The sequence below is a fragment of the Streptomyces vastus genome, assembly GCF_039532825.1.
In the GTDB taxonomy this organism is placed as follows: domain Bacteria; phylum Actinomycetota; class Actinomycetes; order Streptomycetales; family Streptomycetaceae; genus Streptomyces; species Streptomyces vastus.
The window spans coordinates 94,176-119,561 of the sequence record NZ_BAAASJ010000118.1; the positions used below are offsets into that span (position 1 = coordinate 94,176).

At 69.2% G+C, this 25,386-nt stretch carries 20 protein-coding genes and 2 pseudogenes; 9 read left to right on the forward strand and 13 right to left on the reverse strand.

The window, feature by feature from the left end; all coding sequences use genetic code 11:
• Positions 1–35: 35 nt before the first annotated feature.
• From ABD357_RS37960 to ABD357_RS37980, 5 genes and pseudogenes are all read right to left on the reverse strand, one after another.
• Positions 36–623: a histidine phosphatase family protein gene (locus tag ABD357_RS37960; protein WP_344395889.1), complete on the reverse strand. Its 588-nt coding sequence runs from the start codon at positions 621–623 to the stop codon at positions 36–38.
• A 13-nt stretch (positions 624–636) separates the two neighbouring features.
• Positions 637–1,515 carry a phosphogluconate dehydrogenase (NAD(+)-dependent, decarboxylating) gene (gnd, locus tag ABD357_RS37965; protein ID WP_344396067.1) on the reverse strand — a complete coding sequence of 293 codons (879 nt, stop codon included), beginning with the start codon at positions 1,513–1,515 and terminating at the stop codon, positions 637–639.
• Positions 1,516–1,575: 60 nt separating this feature from the next.
• Positions 1,576–2,508 carry a glucose-6-phosphate dehydrogenase assembly protein OpcA gene (gene opcA / locus ABD357_RS37970; protein WP_344395890.1) on the reverse strand — a complete coding sequence of 311 codons (933 nt, stop codon included), beginning with the start codon at positions 2,506–2,508 and terminating at the stop codon, positions 1,576–1,578.
• Positions 2,509–2,697: 189 nt separating this feature from the next.
• Positions 2,698–3,642 (reverse strand): annotated as a pseudogene (locus tag ABD357_RS37975) (glycoside hydrolase family 16 protein); the annotation flags it as partial.
• Positions 3,643–3,928: 286 nt separating this feature from the next.
• Complete coding sequence (locus ABD357_RS37980; RefSeq protein WP_344395891.1) at positions 3,929–4,354, reverse strand: MerR family transcriptional regulator; 426 nt, start codon at positions 4,352–4,354, stop codon at positions 3,929–3,931.
• A gap of 70 nt (positions 4,355–4,424) precedes the next feature.
• Between ABD357_RS37980 and ABD357_RS37985 the strand changes: the two genes are divergently transcribed.
• A complete protein-coding gene (locus tag ABD357_RS37985) occupies positions 4,425–5,675 on the forward strand; it encodes an MFS transporter (RefSeq protein ID WP_344395892.1) in 1,251 nt (416 codons plus the stop codon).
• Positions 5,672–6,677: pseudogene (locus ABD357_RS37990) on the forward strand (IS481 family transposase). The gene ABD357_RS37985 and the pseudogene ABD357_RS37990 overlap by 4 nt, the downstream one beginning before the upstream one ends.
• Here the strand turns inward: ABD357_RS37990 and ABD357_RS44965 are convergent.
• A protein-coding gene (locus ABD357_RS44965) for an IS630 family transposase (protein WP_425585184.1) occupies positions 6,671–7,755 on the reverse strand; the annotation gives its coding sequence in 2 pieces (ribosomal slippage) (positions 6,671–7,230 and positions 7,230–7,755; 1,086 coding nt in all). The pseudogene ABD357_RS37990 and the gene ABD357_RS44965 sit on opposite strands and share 7 nt — an antisense overlap.
• A gap of 81 nt (positions 7,756–7,836) precedes the next feature.
• Entirely contained in the window at positions 7,837–7,968 is a 132-nt protein-coding gene (locus tag ABD357_RS38005) for a hypothetical protein (RefSeq protein WP_344395896.1), read from the reverse strand.
• A gap of 113 nt (positions 7,969–8,081) precedes the next feature.
• Between ABD357_RS38005 and ABD357_RS38010 the strand changes: the two genes are divergently transcribed.
• The 3 genes from ABD357_RS38010 (at position 8,082) to ABD357_RS38020 (ending at position 12,165) form a co-directional block, all read left to right on the forward strand.
• Complete coding sequence (locus tag ABD357_RS38010; protein WP_344395897.1) at positions 8,082–8,657, forward strand: IS607 family transposase; 576 nt, start codon at positions 8,082–8,084, stop codon at positions 8,655–8,657.
• Entirely contained in the window at positions 8,654–10,105 is a 1,452-nt protein-coding gene (tnpB, locus tag ABD357_RS38015) for an IS607 family element RNA-guided endonuclease TnpB (RefSeq protein ID WP_344395898.1), read from the forward strand. The genes ABD357_RS38010 and tnpB overlap by 4 nt, the downstream gene beginning before the upstream one ends.
• Positions 10,106–10,389: 284 nt before the next feature.
• Complete coding sequence (locus ABD357_RS38020; protein ID WP_344395899.1) at positions 10,390–12,165, forward strand: sulfatase-like hydrolase/transferase; 1,776 nt, start codon at positions 10,390–10,392, stop codon at positions 12,163–12,165.
• Positions 12,166–12,516: 351 nt separating this feature from the next.
• Here the strand turns inward: ABD357_RS38020 and ABD357_RS38025 are convergent, their stop codons facing one another.
• Positions 12,517–13,275, reverse strand: a complete 759-nt coding sequence (locus ABD357_RS38025) for an IclR family transcriptional regulator (protein ID WP_344395900.1) — start codon at positions 13,273–13,275, stop codon at positions 12,517–12,519.
• A 41-nt stretch (positions 13,276–13,316) separates the two neighbouring features.
• The gene (locus ABD357_RS38030; protein WP_344395901.1) at positions 13,317–13,742 is read right to left on the reverse strand and encodes a MarR family winged helix-turn-helix transcriptional regulator; all 426 of its coding nucleotides are present in this window, start codon (positions 13,740–13,742) and stop codon (positions 13,317–13,319) included.
• A 237-nt stretch (positions 13,743–13,979) separates the two neighbouring features.
• On the opposite strand from ABD357_RS38030, the gene ABD357_RS38035 reads away from it, so the two are divergent.
• Genes ABD357_RS38035 through ABD357_RS38050 form a run of 4 tightly spaced genes read left to right on the forward strand, consistent with a single transcriptional unit; the run spans position 13,980 to position 17,796 of the window.
• A complete protein-coding gene (locus ABD357_RS38035) occupies positions 13,980–14,897 on the forward strand; it encodes an SDR family NAD(P)-dependent oxidoreductase (RefSeq protein WP_344395902.1) in 918 nt (305 codons plus the stop codon).
• Positions 14,898–14,900: 3 nt separating this feature from the next.
• Positions 14,901–15,785, forward strand: coding sequence for an amidohydrolase family protein (locus ABD357_RS38040; RefSeq protein ID WP_344395904.1), 885 nt, complete (start codon positions 14,901–14,903; stop codon positions 15,783–15,785).
• 11 nt (positions 15,786–15,796) lie between these two features.
• The gene (locus tag ABD357_RS38045; RefSeq protein WP_344395905.1) at positions 15,797–17,299 is read left to right on the forward strand and encodes an acyl-CoA synthetase; all 1,503 of its coding nucleotides are present in this window, start codon (positions 15,797–15,799) and stop codon (positions 17,297–17,299) included.
• Positions 17,300–17,340: 41 nt separating this feature from the next.
• Complete coding sequence (locus tag ABD357_RS38050) at positions 17,341–17,796, forward strand: MaoC family dehydratase (RefSeq protein ID WP_344395907.1); 456 nt, start codon at positions 17,341–17,343, stop codon at positions 17,794–17,796.
• A 111-nt stretch (positions 17,797–17,907) separates the two neighbouring features.
• Here the strand turns inward: ABD357_RS38050 and ABD357_RS38055 are convergent, their stop codons facing one another.
• From ABD357_RS38055 to ABD357_RS38070, 4 genes are all read right to left on the reverse strand, one after another.
• Positions 17,908–19,575 (reverse strand): PHP domain-containing protein, encoded by a 1,668-nt coding sequence (locus ABD357_RS38055; protein ID WP_344395909.1) that lies wholly within the window; start codon positions 19,573–19,575, stop codon positions 17,908–17,910.
• Between the two features lie 69 nt (positions 19,576–19,644).
• Complete coding sequence (locus ABD357_RS38060) at positions 19,645–21,495, reverse strand: LamG-like jellyroll fold domain-containing protein (RefSeq protein WP_344395910.1); 1,851 nt, start codon at positions 21,493–21,495, stop codon at positions 19,645–19,647.
• 79 nt (positions 21,496–21,574) lie between these two features.
• Entirely contained in the window at positions 21,575–24,496 is a 2,922-nt protein-coding gene (locus tag ABD357_RS38065) for a glycoside hydrolase family 2 TIM barrel-domain containing protein (protein WP_344395911.1), read from the reverse strand.
• Positions 24,496–25,386 carry a carbohydrate ABC transporter permease gene (locus ABD357_RS38070; protein WP_344395912.1) on the reverse strand — a complete coding sequence of 297 codons (891 nt, stop codon included), beginning with the start codon at positions 25,384–25,386 and terminating at the stop codon, positions 24,496–24,498. The genes ABD357_RS38065 and ABD357_RS38070 overlap by 1 nt, the downstream gene beginning before the upstream one ends.

Genomic DNA, 25,386 nt, shown 5'->3' on the forward strand with positions numbered 1-25,386 from the left:
TCTGACGCGGCCCGGGGCGGGTGTCAACTGGCCGACTACGCCCTGGTGTTCCACTCCGCGACAACCGGCCACCCGTGCTCCGTCGACAGCCGGCTCAGCGTCCCCGTCTCCAGCCGGAACAGCCGCCCGTCCGACGGCGGCAGACCCAGCCGCCGGGCCGTCAGCACACGCAGGAAGTGGCCGTGGGCCACGAGTAGCACGTCACCCTCGGGGAGCACCTCGGCGACCCGGGACAGGACCCGGTCAGCACGCTCGCCCACCTGCCCGGGCGATTCGCCGACGTGCCCCTCCGGGCCGGACGGCGCCCCGTCCGTCCACAGATCCCAGTCGGGACGGGTGCGGTGGATCTCGACGGTGGTGACGCCCTCGTAGCCGCCGTACTCCCACTCGTGCAGATCCGGGTCCACCACCGCCCCGGACAGGCCCGCGAGTTCGGCGGTGCGCAGCGCGCGGCCGAGCGGGCTGGTCAGGACGAGCGCGAAGGACCGGCCCGCCAGCAGCGGAGCCAGGGACTTGGCCTGTTCCTCGCCGCGCGGGGTGAGCGGCAGGTCCGTCCGGCTGGTGTGCTGACCCGCCGCGCTCCACTCGGTCTCGCCGTGGCGGAGCAGGAGAAGGTCGCCCATGACCGTTAATCGCCTACTTCGCCGACTCGACGGAGTGACCGCCGAACTGGTTGCGCAGCGCCGCGATCATCTTCATCTGCGGCGAGTCGTCCTGCCGGGAGGCGAACCGCGCGAAGAGCGACGCGGTGATCGCCGGCAGCGGCACCGCGTTGTCGATGGCCGCCTCGACCGTCCAGCGGCCCTCACCCGAGTCCTGCGCATAGCCGCGCAGCTTCTCCAAGTACTCGTCCTCGTCGAGCGCGTCGACCGCCAGGTCGAGCAGCCAGGAGCGGATGACCGTGCCCTGCTGCCAGGAGCGGAACACCTCGCGCACGTCCGTGACGGAGTCGGCCGCCTGCAGCAGCTCCCAGCCCTCGGCGTAGGCCTGCATCATGGCGTACTCGATGCCGTTGTGGACCATCTTCGAGAAGTGCCCGGCACCCACCCGGCCCGCATGGACATAGCCGTACGGGCCTTCCGGCTTGAGTGCCTCGAAGATCGGCTGGAGCCGGTCCACGTGCTCCTTATCGCCGCCGACCATGAGCGCGTAACCGTTCTCCAGGCCCCACACACCGCCGGAGACGCCCGCGTCGACGAAGCCGATGCCCTGCGCCCCCAGCTCCTCGGCATGCTTCTCGTCGTCCGTCCAGCGGGAGTTGCCGCCGTCGACGACCGTGTCACCGGCCTCCAGCAGGTCCCCGAGTTCATCGACGACGGACTGGGTCGGGCCGCCCGCCGGGACCATCACCCAGATCACCCGCGGGCCTTCGAGCCGGCCGACCAGCTCGGTCAGGCTGCCGACGTCGGAGAGCTCGGGATCACGGTCGTAGCCGATGACGGTGTGCCCGGCCTGGCGGATGCGCTCGCGCATGTTCCCGCCCATCTTGCCGAGACCGATCAGTCCCAATTCCATGGCTGTCATGCCCTTTCGCTTCCTATGAGCGTGCGGTGGTCGGCCATCGTGGGCGATGTGTCAGACACGGCCGCTCCCCGCCTTGTCGGCACCGCGCAGGGCGACCGCGTACATCTCGTCCGCGTCCAGGCGGCGCAGTTCCTCGGCGATCAGCTCCGAGGTGGGGCGGACCTTCAGGGCGAGGGTGCGCGAGGGCTGGCCGGGCAGGGAGAGGGTGGCCAGCGGGTCCTCGGGGCGGTCGATACGGACCTCGCCGTTCACGGTGTCGAGCTGTACGCCCGTGACGACCGGGCCGGGGGTGACCACCCGATCGACCCGCACCCGCAGCCGGGCCTCCAGCCAGCGGGCCAGCAGCTCGGCGCTCGGGTTCTCTGCCTCGCTCTCGACGGCTGCCGAGATCACCTCCGCACGGGCCTGGTCGAGGGCCGCGGCCAGCATCGAGCGCCACGGCGTCAGCCGGGTCCAGGCGAGATCCGTGTCGCCGGGCGCGTACGAGGCGACCCGCTGCTCCAGGGCGACCAGCGGCGCCTCGACCGCGAACATGTCCGTGATCCGGCGCTGGGCCAGCGCCCCCAGCGGGTCCTTCGCGGGCACCTCGGGGGCGTCCACCGGCCACCACACCACCACGGGCGCGTCCGCCAGCAGCAGCGGGAGGACCACCGAATCGGCGTGGTCGCCGGCCTCCCCGTACAGCCGGAGCACGACCGTCTCGCCGGTGCCCGCGTCCGCGCCGACCCGCACCTCGGCGTCCAGCCGGGACTTCGTGCGGTCGCGGGGCGTTCGGGAGACGCGCCTGATGACGACCAGGGTGCGTGAGGGGTGCTCGTGCGAGGCTTCCTCGGCCGCCTTGATCGAGTCGTACGCGTTCTCCTCGTCCGTCACGATGACCATCGTCAGGACCATGCCCACGGCGGGGGTGCCGATGGCGCGGCGGCCTTCCACGAGGGCCTTGTTGATCTTGCTTGCCGTGGTGTCGGTCAGGTCGATCTTCATGGCCTGCGCCAGCTCCGTCCGTTCTTGTGTGCCGGATCCCCATTGTCGTCGAGCGATGTGGCGACCGCTTGGGATCAACCACGCGTGGCGGCCGGGGATTCCCGGGCGGGAGCGGGCGCGGACACGGAGAAGGGGCGGGCCGTTCGGCCCGCCCCTTGTGGGGGGTATCCGGAGGTGGCGTTGGTGTCAGCCGGCTGACTGGAGGACCTGGACGTAGTCGACGACCATCGGGTGGCCGGGCTCGGTGGCGGCGTCCGGGCCGCCGCCGTGGGCGTTCGGGAAGGCGCCGCCCATCGCGACGTTCAGGATGATGAAGAAACCGTGGTCCGTGGCGTTGGTCCAGGTCGTGGCGTCGACCTGGTTCTCGCGCACCGTATGGAAGTTGTCGCCGTCGACGTAGAAGCGGATCTCCTCGATGTCGGCCGACCTGTCCCACTCCAGGGCGAACGTGTGGAAGCCGGCCGTGCAGGCCGTGCCGGGGCACGAGGTGGAGCTGCCGATGCCGGTGTTCTCGTTGCAGGGGCCGCCCGGGGCGGTGCCGCAGTGCATGGTGGCGAACACCGTGTTCTGGCCCTGGGTGTTCTCCATGATGTCCAGCTCGCCGACGGCCGGCCAGTTCTGGTAGTTGCCGCGGTACGGCTCGCCCAGCATCCAGAACGCGGGCCAATAGCCCCTGGCCGCGGCACCGGTGACGTTCGGCGTCTGGAGCCGGCTCTCGACGCGCAGCTTGCCGCCGGCGGGTGGCTCGAAGTCGGTGCGGTTGGTCTCGATGCGGCCGGAGGTCCAGTTGCCGGAGGCGTCGCGGCGTGGCGTGATCCGGAGGTTGCCGTTGCCGTCGAGGGCGACGTTGTCCGTGCTGTCGGTCATCGTCTCGATCTCGCCGGTGCCCCAGTTGGCGGGGCCGCCGGGGTAGCCGGTGCCCGTGGCGTACTGCCAGTTGTCGCGGTTGACGCCGGTGCCTGCGGCTCCGTTGAAGTCGTCGGTGAACACTTCGGTCCAGCCGGACGGGGGCGGTGGGGGAGACGCGTTCGCGGGCAGGGTGATCGCCGCGGCGCCCGCGGCCAGGCCCAGCGTGCTCAGTACGGCGATGAGCCAATGCCGGCGAGTTTTGCGCTTGCTGTGAGTTCCGCTCATGGGTGCCTCGTTCACAGTGGGGGGTGCGGGTGCGGGTGGAGAAGCGGGTGGGGGGTCCTTCATTGAGAGCGCTCTCAGTGAAGCCGCGCCGGACAATGTGCTCCCTGTCACTCCAGTCGTCAAGAGATAAAGCAGAGAAAGTGCTTGCGGGGGAGCGGAGTTCACACCCTGAACGAGAGGGAAGAGTGGGCGCCCGGACGGTGAAGGCCCCGGTCACAGGGACCGGGGGCCGGGCCGGCGCGGGGCCGGGCGGAATCGGGGCAGGGCTGGGACTAACTGTTGCGGGTCATGACGTTGCTGACACCACCGACGGGGAGTTCGGTGTTCCCTGAGAGCTGCCAGGCGCCAGCGCTCGGCATAGTCCGACTTCAGTCAGGTACTCGCTCATCGCATCACGGTTGCGGATGAGTACGTCGATCCGCTCGGTGAGCCGGTCCCGCTCGGCGGTCAGCAAGGCCAGCATCTCCGGTGTTGCATCGGGAAAGTGGATCGATCGAGGTTTGTCCAGGCACGGAAGGATCTGCTTGATGATGCGAGTGGGGAGGCCCGCATCCAGCAGGCCGCGGATTTGGTTGACCCGGTCCACGTAGCGGTCGTCATACTCCCGATACCCGTTCGCGCCCCGGTCCGGGACAATCAGCCCCTGCTCCTCGTAGTAGCGAAGTAGCCGACGGGACGCACCCGTCAGTCGCGACAATTCACCGATCCTCACGCCCGCCGAAACTACTCGGCGCACCTCGACTTGACCATCACATCTATGTGAAGGTTCCAAGATTCGGGCCATGATCACCACGTCTTCTGACGCGCAGTCTCGTACGCGACAGGTCGGCCTGCCATGGTCGGCGCTGTTGGCACTGGGGACTGCTGTCTTCATCACGAGCTTGACCGAAACTCTGCCCGCCGGTGTGCTGCCCGAGATGTCGGCCTCACTGGGCACCAGTTCGGGTGCTGCCGGCCAGGCCGTTACCGTCTATGCGGCCGGTACGGCGTTGACCGCGATCCCGCTCGCCACGGCGACAGCATCTGTTCCGCGGAAACCACTGCTGCTCGGCGCCATGGCCGTCTTCCTGGTGGCCAACACGCTGACTGCGGCTGCACCGGGATACATCGTCCTGCTCGCGGGCCGGTTCCTTGCCGGCGTGGCCGCCGGCCTGGCGTGGGCGATCCTCGCTGGCTACGCCCGTCGTATCGCACCTGCCGGCTTGGAAGGCCGCGCCATCGCAGTGGCGATGACCGGGATCCCTGTGGCGTTGTCCTTGGGAGTTCCGGCCGGCACGCTGATCGGTGAACAGGTGGGATGGCGGGCGGCGTTTGGCGCTGTCTCCCTGGTGACTCTTGCCGTCATCGGCTGGATCGGCGTGTCCGTCCCCGGCGTGGGGCAACCCGCCATTGAACAGGCTGACACCAACCGTTCGGACCCCGCACCAGAATCAGCGAAGTCGCCCCTGCGGCAGACTCTGGCGGTGCCCGGTGTCGCGGCGATCATGGTCACGGTCACGACGTTCGTTCTCGGGCACACGATCATCTATGCCTACATCGCTCCCTACCTACAGCACGCCGGGCTCGGGTCAGCGACCGACGCGGTTCTCCTTGCTTTCGGTGTCGCATGCCTGGTGAGCATTTGGTACGTCGGACGTCATGTCGACCGCCGGCTACGGGCTCTGATGGTCACCGGCGCGGTGCTGTTCACTCTCGCCACCGCAGCGCTTGCCGTCACCACAGCACACGCGATCGTTTGGGCCGCCGCTGTACTTTGGGGCCTGGGGTGGGGCGGTGCCCCGACCTTGCTGCAAACCGCAGCCGGACAAGCCGGAATGCGGAGCAGCGCCGCTGCCGCTGACACCGCGCAAGCGGTCCTCGTCACCCTCTGGAATGCTGCGATGGCCCTTGGTGGCATCATCGGTGGTCTTCTGCTGCAAAGCTCGGGCGTCACCGTGGTCGCCGTGTCAGCCGCCGCCCTCGGGGCAGCCAGCCTGCTCATCGTCGCCGGGGCCCGACACCACGCATTCCGCAACACTCGGGCCACGCCATGACACACGCCAACGCACCCTTGAGCGTTGAAGGACGCCGACGTCTGGTCAAACGTTGCCGCACTCGGCCCATCGCGCACGTCGCCGCAGAGATGGGCATCTCCAGAGCGACCGCATCGAAGTGGGTCAATCGCTACCGCCACCACGGCGAGCTTGGGCTACACGACAGAAGCTCGACGCCACATCGCCAACCGACTGCGACCGCGCCCGACATGGCCGCGAGAATCGAAAAGATGCGGCGTACCGACAAGTGGTCAGCGGCCCGCATCGCCCACGAACTCACAGCAGATCAGACCCAGGTCTCCCGACGTACGATCAGCCGCCATCTGGCCGACCTTGGACTCAACAGGCGCAAGTTCATCGACCCGAGCGGCGACACCAACCGTGAACCACAGAAGATCGTCGCCCGGCGGCCTGGCCACATGGTGCACGTTGATGTGAAGAAGGTCGACAGGGTTCCCGACGGCGGTGGCTGGCGCGTCCACGGACGCGGAAGCGCCAAGGCGAAAGACGCCGAGCGCTCGAAGAGGAAGACCAAGCGCGGCGGTTACGTCTACCTCCACTCCGCGATCGACGGCTACTTCCCGCCTCGCCTACACCGAAGCCCTCCCGGACGAGAAAGCCGCTACCGCGATCGCGTTTATGCACCGAGTAAGAGCCTGGTTCGCCGCCCACGGCATCACTCACATCGAGCGGATCGTCACAGACAACGGTGCCTGTTACCGAGCCGACGCGTTCGCCCGGGCTCTCCTGGGGACGCGGCATCAACGGATCACTCCGTACACGCCCCGGCATAACGGGAAAGTAGAGCGCTACAACCGGATCATCTCCGAGGAGTTCCTCTACGCCCGCACCTGGACATCCGAAAACCAACGCCGGGAAGCTCTCGCGGTCTGGAGCATCCACTACAACTACCGCCGCCCCCACAGCACAGCGAACGGGCAGCCGCCAGCATCACGGCTACGCGAAGGCGTCAGCAACGTCATGGCCTCCTGTAACTACTGATTTTGTTGGCGTGGTGTCGTCAAGGTGAGGCCGGTTCCGGCGAGGCAGCCATCAATGACGTTGCTGCGGTACTGGATCTGGCGGAGGCCCTGTCTGAGGGTGCGCATCAAGTGGTCGGGGTCGGTGAAGGCGGTGTTGGCCTGGCTGCTGCGTCGCAGCAGCGACCAGATGCCTTCGACAGGGTTGAGGTGCGGTGCGTAGGCCGGCAGGAAGCAGCTGGTGACCCAGTCGTGGGCGTCGATGAACTCCCGCAGCCTGGCATCCTTGTGCACGTTCAAGTTGTCCCAGATGAGCACGATCGGGGCGCCGAGCTGCTGGTGGGCGTCGATCAGCAGGTCGCGGTACTCGGTCCAGGTGAAACTGCGTCTGCCGCCCCGTTTGTGGTCGACATGCCGCTTGGGCCTGAAGATCAGCCGCGAGCGTTCGCCCTGCTTGTAACAAGCCAGAGCGGCGATGGAGAACCGGCGCTGGGAACGTCCGCGCACCCGGATGACGGGCGTGCACCCGCGCCTGGCCCAGGTCCGCATCGTGGGCGGCGTCATCGAGAAGCCTGCCTCGTCTTCGAAGCAGATCCAGCCCCCGAGCGCCGCCGCGGTGTTTCCACCTGGGGCCAGGTCTCCTTCACCCAGCCGGTGACGGCTTCCTGGTTGCGTTCCACCGCGCGTCTGGCCGGGACCTGGTGGCTGAAGCCGTGCCGGTGCAGCATCTGAGCGATCGCCGACAACGTCATGCTCTTGTGGAACCGGCGCCCGATCAAGGTCTTGATCCGCGCCAGCGTCCAGGTCTGGTCCGGCCAGCCGTGCGCCACCGGCCCCTTGACCAGTTCCTGCTCCAGCACCGCGAAGAGCGCTTCACTGAACTTGGGCCTGGAAGCCGGCCCCTTCGACGCCAGGGCCCTCTCCCCACCGTCCTCCCAGGCCCGGCGCCACCGCTGCACGGATCGCACGCTGACACGTAACTCACGGGCGACCGCGGCATTGCCCTGCCCAGCAGCGAACAACTCGGCCGCCTGTAACCGGATGTGCTCACGAAACGCCTGCCGCTCGGCGGTCAGCCCGCCCCCTTGCGGATACCTCATACAACCGACCTACCGCAGCAACTACCGCTCGTCAGCTACGACATCACGCCAACAAAGTCAGTAACTGTCAGGACTGTTTCGTCAGTTGAGGCTGAGGAGGCGGGCCGCCGCCTCCTCGTGGAGGCCGATGCGGTCGTGGGTGCGGCGCAGGGACTCGGGGACCACCAGGCTCGGCGGCCCAGTCCGTCCCTGTGCCCGACGACCCCGGCGCACGTCCTCACCGGCGAGAGGGATGTCGTCCGTGTGGATCAGTGGGCGCGCCGGGTGGCGTTTGTTCCGTGATGCATAGTCGTTTGTAGACTTCTATAGTCAGATATACTCAGAGCGTGAAGCTATCTGAGTGGGCGCGTCAGCAGGGCGTCAGCTACCAGACCGCCTGGCGGTGGGTGAAGAACGGCACGATGCCGGTCCCCGTCCGCCAGACCGCCTCTGGTACCTGGCTCGTTGACGATACGCCCGCCTCGACGCAGGAGCGGGTGGTGGCGTACTGCCGGGTCTCCTCCGCCGACCAGAAGGCGGACCTCGACCGGCAGGCCGTTCGCGTGGTGGAGGGCGCGAACCGTGTGGGCCTGGCTGTGGGTGAGGTGGTGAAGGAGGTCGGGTCCGGGCTGAACGGACGCCGTCAAAAGCTGCACGGTGTCCTCGCCGACCCGAGGGCCGACGTGATCGTGGTGGAGCACCGGGTGCGGCTGGCCCGGTTCGGTGTCGAGCACCTTGAAGCGACCCTGTCGGCGTCCGGGCGGCGTCTGGTGGTCCTTGATCCGCAGGAGACCACGGACGACCTGGTGCGCGACATCACCGAGGTACTGACCTCGATGTGCGCTGGCCGGTACGGGCGTAGGGCCGCGAAGAACCGCGCTGCGCGCGCTGCGGCTGTGATGACCGGCGAGGCTGCCGGGTGAAGAAGTTCCAGCCACAGCCGGGGTTCGTGGTGCAGGCGTACCGGTTCGCCCTCGATCCGAACGCCGCTGAGGAACAGGCGTTGCGGTCGCATTGCGGTGCGTCGCGCGCTGCATACAACTGGGCGGTGTCGTGGGTGCGGGCCTCGTGGGCGCAGCGGGCGGCCGAGGCGACCTACGGGATCGGCGAGGCAGAGTTGACGCCGTGGCGGCCGTGGTCGCTGCCCGCGCTGCGGAAGGCGTTCAACGAGGCCAAACGCACCGACCCCCGGTTCGCCGGCTGGTGGGGGGAGAACTCCAAGGAGGCGTACAGCACCGGCCTGGCCAACGCCGCCGCCGCGTTCGACAACTACGCCAAGTCGAAGAACGGCAAGCGCAAGGGCAAGCGTGTGGGCGCGCCGCGGCGGAAGTCGAAGCGGAAGGCGCGCCTGGCCTGCCGGTTCACCACCGGCGCCATCCGCGTCGAGCCGGACGGCCGCCATGTCACCCTGCCCCGGCTGGGCACGATCCGTGTGCACGAACGCGCCGACGACCTGCGTGAGCGCATCGCGGCCGGGACCGCCCGCATCCTGTCCGCGACCGTGCGGCACGAACGCGGACGCTGGTTCGTGTCCTTCCAGACCGAGGTCAAGCGGGACCTGGTCCGCGTCGCCCGCCCGGACGCGGCGGTCGGTATCGACCTCGGGGTGAAACACCTGGCCGTGATGGCCGACAGCGCCGGGGAGATCCGCTACGAGCCCAACCCGAAGCACCTGGACGGCTCCCTGAAACTGCTGCGCCTGCACTCGCGCCGGGTCTCCCGCCGCCAGGGCCCCGACCGGCGCACCGGACACAAACCCTCGAAGCGGTGGGAGAAAGCCGACCGCGAACGCAACAAGGTGCACCACCGGGTGGCGAACCAGCGCGCGGATGCCCTGCACAAGCTCACCACCAAGATCCGGGACGAGTACGGCACCGTGGTGGTGGAAGACCTCAACGTCGCCGGAATGCTCAAGAACCGGCGCCTGGCCCGGCAGGTCGCCGACGCCGGATTCGGGGAGATCCGCCGCCAGCTCACCTACAAAGGCCGGCGCAACGCCACCCACACCATCCTGGCCAACCGCTGGTACCCCTCTTCCAAGACCTGCTCGAACTGCGGCGCCGTGAAAGCCAAGCTGCCGCTGCACGTTCGAGTCTTCGACTGCGACGCATGCCCGCTCGTGATGGACCGGGACGAGAACGCAGCACACAACCTCGCCGCCCTCGCGGCGGCCAGCACTGCAGGTACCGGAGTGGCCGGAGACCTGGACGCCGCCAAGGCGTCGAAGCCTCGTGGAGCCGACCGTAAGACCCGCACCACCCGTCCCGGCCGCACGGCTGGGACGGGGCGGGCAGGTGGCGCAACCCTGCCGCATCAGCGGCGGGAGGAAGCGAGAGACCGTACCCAAGCCGAAGCCCTCACGCTTTGGTGATGTGACGGACCATCCGGACCGTAAGGCCCGGATTGCTGAGATCTGATTACGGTCTCGGCAACGGCGTGGAGCAGAAGGAACCAGCCACGAGACGCGAATGAGACGGCGTGATCAAGCCGCGCACGAAAGAAATCAAGCCGAGCGTCACATGGTGGGAACCTTCGACCCGTTTCTGACTTCCTACCGTGTGCCGCGTAGTGGCCCGAGTACCCCTTTCCTCATCTTCCTCCTCGGCCACGGACGCCGCACGCCACGCTCACTGAACCACGCACAGGAGAACACGTATGCCCAGCCGCCGTCGCTTCCTCGCCGGGACCGCAGTCGCGCTCGGCGTCACAGGGGCGGCCACGGCCTGCGAGTCGGCCACGACCCCGGACACCGACGCGCTCCCGCAGGCCCCCGTAGTGCCCGCCGCCCAATCCCCGGCGAACGGGCTCAACTTCGTGGTGATCGTCGCGGACGACCTCGGATACGGCGAGCTCGGAGCGTACGGACAGAAGCTGATCCACACGCCGCATCTGGACGCCCTCGCCGCCGAGGGCCTGCGCTTCACGGACGCCTACGCGGCGGCCCCGGTCTGCGCCCCCTCGCGCTGCTCCCTGTTCACCGGGCTGCACAGCGGCCACGCGACCGTGCGTGAGAATCCGTGGGGACCCGGTGGCCAGGCCGCCCTCACCGACCGTGACTTCACCTTCGCCGAGGCGCTGCGTGCCCGGGGCTACCGGACCGGGCTGGTCGGCAAGTGGGGCTTCGGCCCGGAGGAGCCGAATCAGCCGAGCCATCCCAGCGCCCGTGGTTTCGACGAGTTCTACGGCTACCTCACGCACCGGCACGCGCACGACTACTACCCGTCGTACCTGTGGCGGAACGCCGAGCGGGAGGAGATCCCGGAGAACGAAGACGGCGCCAGACGCGTCTACGCCCCCGACCTCTTCGAGGCCCGCGCCCTCGACTTCATGGACGCGCACAAGGAGGAGGCCTTTCTCCTCTGCCTCACGTCCACCCTGCCGCATGCGCCGAGCCGCGCGCCTGAGATAGGGGCGTACCGTTCCCGCCCCTGGCCGCGCCCCGACAAGCTGCACGCCGCGCAGGTCAGCAACTTCGATGCCCTTGTCGGCAAGGTCACCAAGCGGCTGGAGTCGCTTGGCATAGCGGACCGGACTGTGGTGATCGTCACGAGTGACAACGGGCCGCACGAGGAGGGCCGTACCGACCCCGGGCTCTTCGGCGCGAGCGGCGGGCTGCGCGGCCTCAAGCGCAACCTGTACGAGGGCGGTATCCGCGTTCCGCTCATCGCCTGGTCCCCGAAGCGTGTGCCGTCCGGCGTCACGGACCGGCCGACCCCGCTGACCGACCTGCTGCCGACGCTCGCCGAGCTCGCGGGCGCGCCCGCTCCCGCGGATGTCGACGGGCTGTCCATCGCCCCGCTGCTGCGGGGCGGCACGGACGCCGCCCGCCATGACCACCTGTACTTCTACCGCAACCACAGTGGCCGGACTCCGGGATCCGACGCCATCGACCGGTGGCGGGGGCGGCGGCTTGCCGAGGCGCTGCGGCGTGGGGATGTGAAGGCGGTGCGGTTTGCGCCGGGGCAGGACCGCAACGTGCCCGATGACCAGTGGGAGGTTGAGCTGTACGACCTCGCCAGGGATCCCGGTGAGCGGGATGACATCGCCGACAAGCGGCCTGCCGAGGCGGATGCGTTGGTGCGGCTGATGCGGTCGTCGTGGGCGGACCAGTACGAGCGCAAGCCGTTCGGGGTTTCGCTCGATGTCGCTGCGCGGGGCGAGGCGTTCACCGTGACGGCCACGCTTGCGAACGGCTCCGCCAAGCCGTGGACTGCGGCTGGGCTCGAGCTCCGGGTTCCCGGGGGGTGGAGCGTACAGGCGCTCGGTGCGGTGGGCGCTGACTTCGTTGCCGCGGGTGGGCGGCTTACGGCGCGGTGGACTGTTACGCCCACGTCCGGGGGTGGGTGGGTGAGTTGTGTGGGTACGGCGCGGCATGTGGGGGCGCCGGTGAGGTATGCGGCGAGCGCCCACACCAGCAGCGCTGCGGCCTAGGCTCCGCCGGGTGCGGTTCCGTGGGCGGCGGGTTTTCTTTCCCCAGGCCCCGCCCCTTCCCGAAACTGGGGGCTGCGCCCCCAGGCCTCCTGCCTTCGGCGGAACGGGTGGTGGCGCCTACCGCGGGTGGGTGGGTTCACGGGGCGGGTGGGGTGCCTACCGGGGTGGGGGTGACACTTCGCGTCGCGGCTGCGGGTGCGTTGTGGCTGGTCGCGCCCACGCGGCGGAGCCGCATATTGATACAGCCCCGCGCCCCTGAAGGGGCGCTCCCGGAACCGCCGGTCGCAAAGCTCACCAGTCGCCATGGTCGCCAGCCACAACGCACCCGCACCCAAAAACGAACCCACCCGCTCAACCGCCGGAGGCACGCGGCTGCCACCCCAGCGCCCGCGAGATCCCAAGCGCGGCGAGCCGTACCGCCGGGATCAACGCCGGTACCTGGGCGTCGCGTTCGGGCACCACGACGGAGGTGGCCGCGATCACGGAGCCGTCCGCGTTGCGGACCGGAGCGGCTACCGACAGCGCGTCCTCCGTGACCTGACGGCTGCTCACCGCCACACCCGAGCGCCGCACTTCGGCCAGTACGCGGCGCAGGATGGCCGGGTCGGTGATGGTGTGCGGGGTGAAGGCGACGAGGGGGCGTGCGCAGTACGCCTCCTGGGACGCCGCGTCGCTGTACGCCAGCAGCGCGAGCCCGACACCCGTCGCGTGCAGTGGCCAGCGCGCGCCCACCCGGATGTGCACGCCGACCGCCGAGTGCCCGGAGATCCACTCGATGTAGACGACCTCGTCGCCATCCCGTACCGCCATCTGCACGTTTTGGTGCGTGGCCTCGTACAGGTCCTCCAGGTACGGCAGCGCGATCTGCCGCAGGGCCAGGCCGCGGGGCGCCAGCGCCGCGACCTCCCATAGGCGCAGGCCCACGTGGTACGTCCCGGACGCGTCGCGCTCCAGAGCGCCCCACTCGCTGAGCGCGCCCACCAAGCGGTGGGCGGTGGTGAGGGACAGCCCGGCCCGGCGGCTGATGTCCGTGAGGGAGAGCGCCGGGTGGTCGTGGTCGAAGGCGGCGAGTACGGCGAGGAGGCGGTCGGGCGCCGAACGTACGGTCATCGGGTCGTCCAAGCGTTGTCCAAGCTCAACTGGTCCCGGGTTCAGCCGAGTTCGGTCTCGGCGATCCGCTGCAGGAGCGTGTGCAGCGTGTCCCGCTCCGCGGTGTCGAGGGGCTGGAGCAGGTCGCTCGTCGCCCGCCGCCCCGCTTCGTGGGAGTCGCGCAGGAACGCCCGGCCGTTCTCCGTCAGGGCGACTATCCGGCTGCGGCGGTCGTCCGGCGAGGGGCGGCGCTCGGCGAAACCGAGCTTCTCCAGGTCGTCTACCAGGCCGACGATCGCGCTCGGGTCGTACCCGAGGCGTGCGCTCAGCTCCCGCTGGAGGGCGCCCTCGGTCGTGGTCAGGTAGCGCAGCAGCGCGTAGTGGCGCAGCCGTAGCCCCGACTCCTGGAGGAACGCGTTGAACAGCTGCCCCGAGCGCAGACCGATCCGGTACAGCAGATAGCCGGTGTCCGAGTGCAGCCCGCGCATCCATGGCTCCTGAGCGTCGATGGCGTCGGGGTTGGTCGCGTGCTGCTGGCCGGCGATGGCGGGCTCCCTGGTCGAGGCCCCGGACGGGGGGCGGGGTGTGCGTGGTGCTCACAGCATGGCGCACGACTCGGCTCGCAACAACTATTGACGTCGACAATTATTGTCCTTAGCTTCGATCTCGTAGCCGCAGCTCTGACTCGACTCGCAGCCGCATCCGCTTCTCGAAGGGACCCCGTCGTGCCCAGCATCGATCTCACCGGCAAGGTGGCCGTCGTCACCGGCTCCGGCCGTGGCCTCGGCCTCGCCTACGCGCACGCTCTCGCCGCCGCAGGCGCCTCCGTGGTCGTCAACGACGTGGACGAGGCCGTCGCCGAGCAGGCCGTCAAGGCGATCACCGCGGCCGGTGGCAGCGCGGTCGCCGAGGTGGTCCCGGTCGGTACGTCCGAGGCCGCGGACCGGCTCGTCGCCCGCGCCGTGGAGGAGTTCGGGCGCCTCGACATCCTGGTCACGAACGCGGGCATCCTCCGGGACCGGGTCCTGTGGAAGATGACCGACGACGACTTCGACGCGGTGATCACCACCCACCTCAAGGGCACCTTCACCTGCGCCCGCGCCGCCGCCGTCCGCATGCGCGAGCAGGGCGAGGGCGGCACCCTGATCCTGGTCGGCTCCCCGGCCGGACAGCGCGGCAACTTCGGCCAGACCAACTACTCCGCCGCGAAGGCCGGCATCGCCGCCATGGCCCGTACGTGGTCGATGGAGCTGTCCCGCTCGGGCATCACCGTCAACGCGGTCGTGCCGGTCGCCGCCACCGCGATGACCGAGACCATCCCGGCCTTCGCCCCCTACATCGAGGCCATGAAGCAGGGCGAGCCGCTGCCGGACTTCCTGCGCAAGGGCGAGGGCTTCGGCACCCCCGAGGACTGCGCCGCGCTGATCCCGTTCCTGGCCTCCGAGGCCGCCCGCGGGGTGACCGGCCAGGCCATCGGCATCGGCGGCGACAAGGTGACCCTGTGGTCCCATCCCCAGGAGATCAAGGCGGCGTACGCTGACGGTGGCTGGGCCCCCGACACCCTCGCCGACGCCTGGCCCACCTCGCTGGGCGCCGAGCCGCAGACCGTGGGCGTCCCCGCGCCGAAGTTCCCGGAGGCGTGAACCATGGCGAACCTCAACGTCGAGGAACTCGTCGCGATCGACGTCCACACGCACGCCGAGGTCTCCTCCAAGGGCAAGTCCTCGCTGGATGACGACCTGCACGACGCCTCCTCCGCCTACTTCAAGGTCGAGGGCAAGCGGAAGCCCACCCTGGAGGAGACGGCCGCGTACTACCGCGAGCGGAAGATGGCCGCCGTGATCTTCACGGTCGACGCCGAATCTGCGACCGGCACCGAGCCCGTCGCGAACGAGGAGGTCGCCGAAGCGGCGGCAGCCAACCCGGACGTGCTGATCCCGTTCGCCTCCATCGACCCCTTCCGCGGCAAGGCCGGTGTGAAGCAGGCCCGCCGCCTGGTCGAGGAGTACGGGGTGAAGGGGTTCAAGTTCCACCCCAGCATCCAGGGCTTCTTCCCGAACGACCGGTCCGTGGCGTACGAGCTGTACGAGGTGATCGAGGAGACCGGCACGATCGCCCTCTTCCACACGGGGCAGACCGGCATCGGCGCCGGAGTGCCCGGCGGGGGCGGGATCAGGCTCAAGTACTCGAACCCCCTGCACGTGGACGACGTCGCCGCCGACTTCCCGCATCTGAAGATCATCCTGGCGCACCCGTCCTTCCCCTGGCAGGACGAGGCTCTCGCAGTCGCCACGCACAAGCCGGGCGTGCACATCGACCTGTCCGGCTGGTCGCCGAAATACTTCCCGCCGCAGCTCGTGCAGTACGCGAACACGCTGCTCAAGGACAAGGTGCTGTTCGGCTCCGACTACCCCGTCCTCACCCCGGACCGCTGGTTCGCGGACTTCGAGAAACTGCCCATCAAGGACGAGGTCAGGCCGAAGATCCTCAAGGAGAACGCCGCCCGGCTGCTCGGACTGACGAAGGCGTAAGGGGGCCACCGATGCGCAATGAGGGAGTGGGGTCCTGGCCCGCACGCCGGGCCCGCAAGACACCCCGACGCACCGCCCTGATCCACCACGACACCGAGACGACGTACGCCGAGCTGTACGAGCGGACCACCCGCCTCGCACACGCCCTGCGCACAGCCGGCATCCGACGCGGCGACCGGGTCGCCTACCTCGGCCCCAACCACCCCTCGTACCTCGAGACGCTGTTCGCGGCGGGCACACTCGGCGCGGTCTTCGTGCCCCTCAACACCCGTCTCGCGGGGCCCGAGATCGGCTACCAGCTCGCGGACTCGGGCGCCAAGGCGCTCGTGTACGCGCCCTCGCACGCCGGGATCGTCGCCGGACTGCCGGGCAGTACCGATGTGCGGTCGTACGTCGAAGTCGGCCCCGACTACGAGGCGTTGATCGCCGAGGCGTCCGCCGAGCCGATCGACCAGCCCGTCGGCGCCGACGACACCTGCATCATCATGTACACCTCGGGGACGACGGGCCGCCCCAAGGGCGCGATGCTCACCCACGGCAACCTGACGTGGAACGCGATCAACGTCCTCATCGACCACGACCTGATCGCCGAAGAACGCGCCCTGGTCTCCGCCCCGTTGTTCCACACGGCCGGCCTGAACATGCTCACTCTGCCGGTCCTGCTCAAGGGCGGCACCTGCGTCCTGGTCGAGTCCTTCGACCCGGACGCCACCTTCGACCTGATCGAACGGCACCGGATCACCTTCATGTTCGGTGTCCCGACGATGTTCGACCAGGTGGCGCGGCACGAGCGCTGGGCCGGCGCGGACCTGTCGTCGCTGCGGATCCTGACCTGCGGCGGCTCCCCGGTCCCGACCCCGCTGATCGCCAAGTACCAGGAGCGCGGGCTCACCTTCCTCCAGGGCTATGGCATGACCGAGGCCTCGCCCGGCACGCTCTTCCTGGACGCCGAGCACGCGGTCAGCAAGGCGGGTTCGGCCGGAGTCCCGCACTTCTTCAGCGACGTCCGCGTCGTACGGCCCGACATGGCGCCGGTCGAAGTCGGCGAGACCGGTGAAGTCGTCGTACGCGGGCCGCATGTCATGCCCGGCTACTGGGGGCTGCCGGACGAGACCGCCGCCACGTTCAGCGACGGGTGGTTCCGCAGCGGGGACGCCGCGCGGGTCGACGAGGACGGCTACGTCCATATCGTCGACCGCATCAAGGACATGATCATCTCCGGTGGCGAGAACATCTACCCCGCCGAGATCGAGGACCTGCTCCTGGGGCATCCGGACATCGTCGAGTGCGCGGTCATCGGCGTGCCCGACGACAAGTGGGGCGAGGTGCCGCGGGCGGTCGTCGTGCCCCGCGAGGACGTGGAGCTCGACCCGGACGAGGTCCTCGCCTCCCTGGCCGGACGCCTGGCCAAGTACAAGATCCCCAAGTCGGTGGTGCTCGCGGAGGAACTCCCGCGGACTGCCTCCGGCAAGCTGCTGAAGGCCCGGGTGCGTAAGCGGTACGGCAGCCGCTGACGCCCCGTCAACCAACTCATACTCTGTTGTAAGGACGCTATATGAGCATCACCGTAAATGGCATCGACGAACTCAAGAAGCTCGCCGGGAGTGACCTCGGCACGAGTGAGTGGATCGAGGTCACGCAGGAGCGCATCAACACGTTCGCGGATGCCACCGGGGATCACCAGTGGATCCACGTCGATCCCGAGAAGGCGGCGGAGGGGCCGTTCGGCGCGCCCATCGCGCACGGATATCTGACCCTGTCGCTCTTCATCCCGCTGTTCACCGAGCTGCTGGATGTCGAGGGCGTCTCGACGAAGGTGAACTACGGGCTGAACAAGGTGCGTTTCCCCTCGCCGGTGAAGGTCGGGTCGCGGATCCGACTGGTTGGGAAGCTGGCCTCGGTCGAGGACGTGCCAGGGGGCGTGCAGATCGCCGTCGACGGCACGATTGAGATCGAGGGCGGGGCTAAGCCGGCGGCTGTGCTTCAGAGCCTTTCTCGATTCTACGCCTGAGCGCCGTAGGGCTTGAGCTGGGTGGGGAACTGCGGGCCGTTCGTGGCTGGTCGCGCAGTTCCCCGCGCCCCTGAAGGGGCGCCCAGCCCCCGTGTACTTGAAGAGGGGCAATCAGGCGCCCACCACATCCACGAACACCGGGTTCGAGTAGAACCACGTGTCCACCCACGGGTCGCCGTTGCCCGGCTCGTGCGGGATCGGGCCATGGGGATCCACGGAGGCACCCAGATAACCCGCCGCGTTGCGGTTGCCGTCGCTGCCGCGGAGGCGGACGTAGAAGGATTCGTCGCCCGCGACCAGCGGGATCCGGAGGGTGTACGTGCCCTCGCGGCCGGACACGTCCTTCGTGTGTACGACCTTCGTGTCGGGCGCGCGCCACTCGTCGCGGTCGGCCGCCGGGCCGCGTACCGCGCCGCGGATCACGTCGACATGGGCGAGCTCGGGCAGGATGCCGTGCGCATTGGGACGCGAGGTCGTGGTCACGGTCACGGTCAGGGTGAGCTTCTCCCCGGGGCGCACCCGCAGCCGGCCGCCCAGGGTGACGCCCCGGCCGCCGTCGCCGTCCCGCTTCAGCCGTACGTCCAGGCCGTCCAGCAGGTGCCCGTGGTCGAGCCAGACCCGGCCCGCGCGCAGGCCCGCCATCACCGCGCGGTAGCCGTAGCGGGTCACGCCCACGTGCGTACGGCTGAACTGGCCGGGCCAGAAGTCGCCGCCCGGCTGCGGCTCGGTCGTGTTCACCGGGTCGGGCAGCCGGCCGGTGCTGTCGAAGGTCTGGCCGGGCAGCCAGTCACCGTTCTTCCAGGTGTCGAACACCACCCGGTGCACATCGGAGTTGGTGGTGATCGTGAACAGCCTGCCCTCGGCGAGCATGGCGTCCCACAGGCCTCCGACGGTGGCCGTCATCCAGTCGAAGCCGCCGTACGTGACATAGGCGTCGGCCGGATAGCCGGGCCAGGAGTTCTCCGAGGGCTTGTTCTCGTATTCGCCGCGGATCGACGTCGGACCGCGCCAGCCGGGGATGCCGCCGCCCTGGGCGCCGGGCGCGCCCTCTACACCGATCATGATCTCGGGTGCGGCGTCCCGCCAGTTGCGCATCTCGTGCGGGGAGTCGATGCCCAGGCGCAGCGGGTGGTTGGCGAGGACGAGCACGTCGTCGACGTAGCCGCTGCGGCGCTGCTCGGCGAGCCACTTGATGGCCGCGACGGCGTGCGCCTCGTTGCGTGGGGTGTCCGGGTGGTTCGGGCCGCCCTTGTCGTAGCCCAGCAGCTTGCCGTCGTAGGCGAGCTCGAACTTCGTGAGGATGTCGACCTCGTGCGGGCCCGGTGCGGCGAAGACCGTGCAGTGCTCGGCGCCCGGGATGTACCACTCCAGGCCCTGGAAGATCAGCTGGCGCGGATTCGCGGCGCGTGTCTTGAGGATCTCCTCGTGCTCCATCTGCGCCCCGTACTTCGCGTGCCCGAAGTTGGAGTGCTCGTTGAACACCATCCAGTCGACGCCGTACTCGGCAGCGGCCTGGGCGACCTGGCTGAATGTGTACTTGGCGTCGTGGCTGTAGACGGTGTGGAGGTGGTGGTCGCCGACGAGGTAGGCGAGCTGCGGGTCGTAGCCGCCGAGCCGGGGGGACCCCGCGGCCGCGGGAGTCGCGAGGGAACCGGCCGCGAAGGCGGCGCCGAACAGGCCCGCTCGGCGCATGAGCTGACGTCTGGAGAGGCCCTGCGGATCGAGGGCGGCGGGGGAGACGGACGGATCTGCCCAACTGGGCAGTTGTTGCTCGGACATGGGGTGATCTCTTCCTTGAGGGGATCGGACACGCGTCGAGCATGGGGGGTGGATGGGGTTTGATGGGTTTCAGCGGTTCATGAACGCCGTGACCGGCAGCGCCCGCTCGACGATCCGGACGTCGCCGAGCCGCCCGTGCAGGATCTGGTCGATCTTCCCGGCGTACTCGTAGCCGCCGAGCAGCCACGGCAGACCGACCGAAGTGAGGCCGACGGCGGAGGCCTTCGGATTGCGGACGACGGGGCAGCCCTGGACGTACAGCGTGGTGTGCGTGCCGTCGTTGACGACCGCGAGGTGCCACCAGGTCTCCAGCGGAGTCTCCTGGCCCCAGTTGGTGGCGATGCCCTCCTGGTTGAGCGGGCGCACGGCCCACTGCGGCTCGCGGTCGTTCGACAGCGAGAGGGTGGCGAGCGGCTCGTCCGGGTCGTCGGCGGTCTTGCCCGCGGCGCCGCCGGTACCTGTGCGGCTCAGCAGCCCGGCCCACGCGTGGTGTGAGGGGTCCCAGTCGTCGGGCAGCCGGTAGAACGCCTCGATGGTGTAACCGGCCTTGAAAGTCGCCGAGTTGAGGGGCACACCGTCGAACGTGCGCAGATACGCCCCCTTCAGCGGCGGCTTGCCGCCGTGGAACTCCAGGCTGCCATGGCCGGGCTGGTCCGGGTGATGGTCCGCCGACCAGGTGAGCTTGCCGCCGCCGACGGTGACCAGGGTGAGGTGGTTGCCGCGTCCCGACAGGTCGCGGACGGTGCCGGTCACGGCGTCCCCGCCTGCCTTGTTTTCGGTCCCGTCGAAGCGCCAGTAGGCGACCGTGCCGGGGATCAGCACCTGCGATGCCGGCCGGGATGGGCGCGGGGGCACCGGGGCAAAACCCGAGAAGCGCTCCTCGAAGTCGATCGGCACCGAGAACCGGTCCGCGTCGCCGCTGAGTTCGATCTCCTGCCGTTCCAGCTCGTTGATCCCCTCCGCGGCCCGGCCCAGGATCCACGGGGAGACCGTCTCCACGTCGATCACGTTCCGGTCCAGATCGAAGTGGTAGAGGCGGATCATCGCAGCGCCACCGAAGTAGCGGTTCTGATAGTTGGTCAAGTGCAGATGCACCTCGTTCCCGGCCGCGTTCTCACGGGTGGCGCGGCCGGCCGGCCAGTAGTGCCCATTCAGGGTGAGGAAGATCTGGTCGTGGTCATCGATCAGCTGCTCCCACAACTGCTGCCCGTGCGAGGAGAGGGTGTCGTCCTTGTAGACCAGTTCGTGCGTGGTGAGGATGACGGGCGTCTTCGGGTGCTGGGCGATGACGTCCTTGGCCCATGCGTAACCCTTGTCCGACAGCCGCCAGTCCAGGGCCAGTACGAGCCACTGCCGTCCGGCCGCCTTGAAGAGGTGGAAGGTGTTGTAGCCGTCTGGGGAGGCGCCCCCGAAGGTGGGTTTGCCCGCGAACCGCTTTGGCCCGAAGGCGTCCAGATACGACGTCGGGCCCCGCTGGTCGTCGGTGGACGACCTCACGTCATGGTTGCCCGCGAGGACGCTGTAGCCGACGCCCTGGCGGTCCAGCAGCCCGAACGCCTCGCCGATCGCGGTGAATTCGGCCTTCGAGCCGTTCTGCGTGAGGTCGCCCAGATGCGACAGGAACACGATGTTGTCGTCCTGCCCGTGCTCCAGGATGTAGCGCAGCGATGCCTCGACGGGCTCTTTGTCGATGCTCGGTCCGTCGAAGAGGTACTGGGTGTCGGGCATCACGACGAGCGTGAAGCGGTGGCTGTCGGGGTCGGGCCGCCACTTCTCGGCCGGCGCGGAGGCCGCCTTGGCCACCTGTGGCAACGAGACGGCCGTGGCCGCCCCGATCAGCGCCGTGGCCCGCAGAAAGCTGCGTCTTCCGGCGCCCGCCTGCTCGGCCTCGTCCTGGTCGTTCGCATGTGATTTACACACGTCTGCTCCATGGGGATGCGTCAACAGAGGTGCGGGGGGTGGCGGGGAATGGAGTGCGATGGCGTGGGACGGAGTGGCGTCAGGGCACGCACAGGGTCCAGGTCCAGCGGTGGATGCCCGGCGCGATGAGGTACTGGGACGAGGTGTCGGGCCCGCAGGAGGCGGTGCCCAGGCCGCGGTGCGCGGCGTCCAGGTGCACGACACAGCCGGGCCGGGGCACCAGCTCGTCGTGGTGTGCGGCGGCGGTCAGGTCCTCCGCGCGATGGCGAGTGGCCGAGACCTGGCTCGGCGCCCCGAGTTCCACGGTCAGTCCCGTGGCGTTCGGAGCCGACAAAGCGAACCGGCGTACGCCGTGCCGCCCGCCGCTCTCCTGCGGCCGCAGATACGGCGTGAACAGCTCGTCCACGGCGAGCGAGTGGTGCCCGACGGGCGCGCCCGCGCTCCGGTCCGGATAGGACTCCCAGGGGCCCTGCCCGTACCACTCCAGGAGATCGAACCCGGCAATCGTCTCGAAGACCGTGCCGACGCGCGCCACATCGTCCAGCGTGTCCGGCAGCTCGGTGGTCTCCTCGATCCGCAGACCGCCCGCCACCGGCGTGATCAGCTGCTCGTGGCGTACGGTCCCGCCCCCGGTCGCGTACTCGGCGACCACGGTCACCCCGGCGCCCTCACGGCGTACGTCCACGACCTTGCGTACGAGCGCGTCCAGACCCCAGTCGCGCCAGCGGGCCGCCATGCCGCCGATCTCGTCGTTGTCGGTGGGGGCGCGCCACAGGCTCAGGACGGGTGGCGCGGCCAGTATCGGGTGGACCAGCAGCCCCTCCTCGTCCACCTCCGCCGGCGGACCGGCCACCGGTACCGGCGCCGCGGTGGTCCCTGTACGGAGCCGGACCTGTGGCAGACACACCTCCGTGCCGCGCGGCGCCCAGGCCTCGTCGCCTGCCGTTGTGACCCGCAGCGTCAGCCAGGCCTCGCCCTCGGAAGACTCGGAAAGCGGGAACGGTACGGGCACCGCGGCCGACTCGCAGGGCAGTACGTCGGGCAGCTCGGCCGGTGTGCTCTCCGTGCCGCCGTCCGCGCGTACGAGATGCCACTCGGCGGCCAGCCACTCCAGAGTGCGGAAGTGCTGCCGGTTGTGGACCAGGAGCACTCCCTGGTCGTACGTCAGCCGTACCGGCGCCGCGATCTCCCGGTGCTCGTACATCGCCGGCTTGGGCGTGCGGTCCGGGAACACCACGCCGTCGGCGATGAACGCCCCGTCGTGGATCGTCTCGCCGAAGTCACCGCCGTACGTCCAGCGATGGCCGGGCGCGGCGACACCGTTGTCGTACAGGCCGACGCCTGCGCGTCCGGCCGGTCTGCCGTCGTTCACACGCTGGAGAATGCCGTGGTCCCAGAACTCCCAGATGAAACCGCCCTGAAGACCCGGGGTTGACTCGATGGCGGCCCAGTGGTCGGCGAGTGTGCCGTTGCTGTTGCCCATGGCATGCGAGTACTCGCACTGGATGAGTGGTTTCGTCTGCTTGCCGGACAGGGCGTGTGCGACACAGTCCTCGATCGGGGCGTACATCGGGCAGACGATGTCGGAGGCGACCGTCTCGTCGGACCAGTCGAGCTTGGCCGCGCCCTCGTACTGAAGGGGACGGGTGGGATCGTGCCGGCGCACCCAGCCGGCCGCCGCGTCGTGGTTCGCGCCGTAGTCCGACTCGTTGCCCAGCGACCAGAAGACGACGGACGGGTGGTTCTTGTCGCGCAGCACCATGCGCGAGACCCGGTCCACGAAGGCCCCGAGGTAGCGGGGGTCGTCGGCGATCTCGTGGGCGTGGTCGTGCGACTCGATGTTCGCCTCGTCGACGACGTAGAAGCCGAGTTCGTCGGCGAGGTCGAGGAACGTCGGGTCGTTCGGGTAGTGCGCGGTACGGATCGCGTTGAAGCCGAAGCGCTTCATGACGACCAGGTCCGCGCGCATGTCGTCCGCCGTGACCGTGCGTCCGGTCAACGGGTGGAAGTCGTGCCGGTTCACGCCCCGGATGAAGACGCGCTCGCCGTTGACCAGCAGGTCCCGGCCGCGGATCTCGACGTCCCGGAAGCCGACCCGGTGGCGTGAGGTGTCGGCCACCGAGCCGTCGCCGCGGTGCAGCCGCACCGTCAGCTCGTACAGTTCGGGTGTCTCGGCGGTCCACGGGCGTGCGTCCCGTACGGTCGTCCGCAGCCTGGCCTCGCCGAGGAAGTCGGACACCCGCATGTCCTCGGCGTTGAGACGGTCGAACTCGGTGTCCTGGACGAGGAGTTGACCCTCCAGCGCCCCCGTGACGTACCAGCCCTCCGGCAGCGCCCCCGACGCGTTCCGCACCTGGCAGTCCACCCGAAGCCGTCCGTCCCGCCGGGCCCGGACGGTCACATCCCCGAGATGCAGCGCATCCGTCGCGTACAGCAGCACCGAGCGGGTGATCCCGGCGTGCCACCACTGGTCCTGGTCCTCGATGTGCGAGGCGTCCGACCACTTGATCACGGTGAGCCGCAGCGTGGCGGGACCCCCGGGGCGTACGGCATCGGACAGGTCGAACTCGGCGGCGAGGTGGGAGTCCTTGGAGATGCCGACCGCATGGCCGTTCACATGGACGAGGAGGACGCTCTCGGCCGCGCCGACCTGGAGCACGATCCGCCGGCCCGCCCACTCGGCGGGGATGTCCACCGAACGCTCGTACACGCCCGTCGGATTGGCGGCGGGCGAGGCGGGCGGGTACTCGCCCCACGGCATGCGGAAGTTGGTGTACTGCGGGAGGTCTCCGACGTCCTGCATCGTCCAGGCGCCGGGCACCTCGATCCGCGTCCACTCGCCAGAGGAGGCACCGGGAGCGGTCACCAGCTGGAAGTGCCAGAAGCCGTCGAGGGACAGCGCGTCGTCGCGGCGGTCCACGGCGTTCATCGGCAGCCGGCCCCAGGAGGTCACCTCGGGCGACTCCCAGGGGCGCAGCGCGATCAGGGGATCTCGGCGCATCAGCGGATGGCTCCCTTGCCGAGGTCGGCGATGATCTGCTTGGCGCCGATCGCGAAGACGATCAGCAGCGGGATCAGGGCCAGTACGGCACCGGTCATGACCATCCCGTAGTCCGTGGTGCCGTGGACGCCGTTGAGCTGGGAGAGGGCGACCTGGAGGGTCACGTTGTCCGGGTTGGTGAGGGCGATCAACGGCCAGGCGTAGTCGTTCCACTGGCTCATGAAGGTGAAGATGCCGAGGAAGGCGAGGCCCGGCCGGACGACCGGCAGTGCCACATGCCAGTACTGGCGCATGAAGCCGGCGCCGTCGAGCTTCGAGGCGTCGAGCAGTTCGTCGTGGATCGCGCTCTTCATGTACTGGCGCATCCAGAAGATGCCGAACGCGTTGGCCGCGGCCGGGACGATCAGCGAGGTCATCGAGCCGATCCAGCCGAAGTTCGCCATGATCACGAACTGCGGGATGGCCTGGAGCTGGGCCGGGACCATGAAGATCGCCATCATCACCGCGAACAGCACCCGCTTTCCGGGGAACTGGAACTTGGCGAAGACGAACGCGGCCAGCGAGTCGAAGAACAGCACCAGGAACGTCACCGAGGTGGCGACGAGCAGCGAGTTGAACATCGACCCGAAGAAATCGATGCTGTCGAAGAGCTTGCTGATGTTGTCGTCGAACTGCGAGCCGGGCAGCAGCTTCGGCGGGTAGGAGAAGATGTCGGTCGACGTGTGCGTCGACATGATCACGGCCCAGTAGAACGGGAAGGCCGAGAGCAGTACGCCGACGATCAGCGACGCGTGGAGGGCGATGCCCCTGCGCCGGGTGCCCTCGATGAGCTTGGGCTTCGTGGACTTGACGGGCTCGGCCTCGGCGGGCCTGGCTTCGGTGGTTGCCAT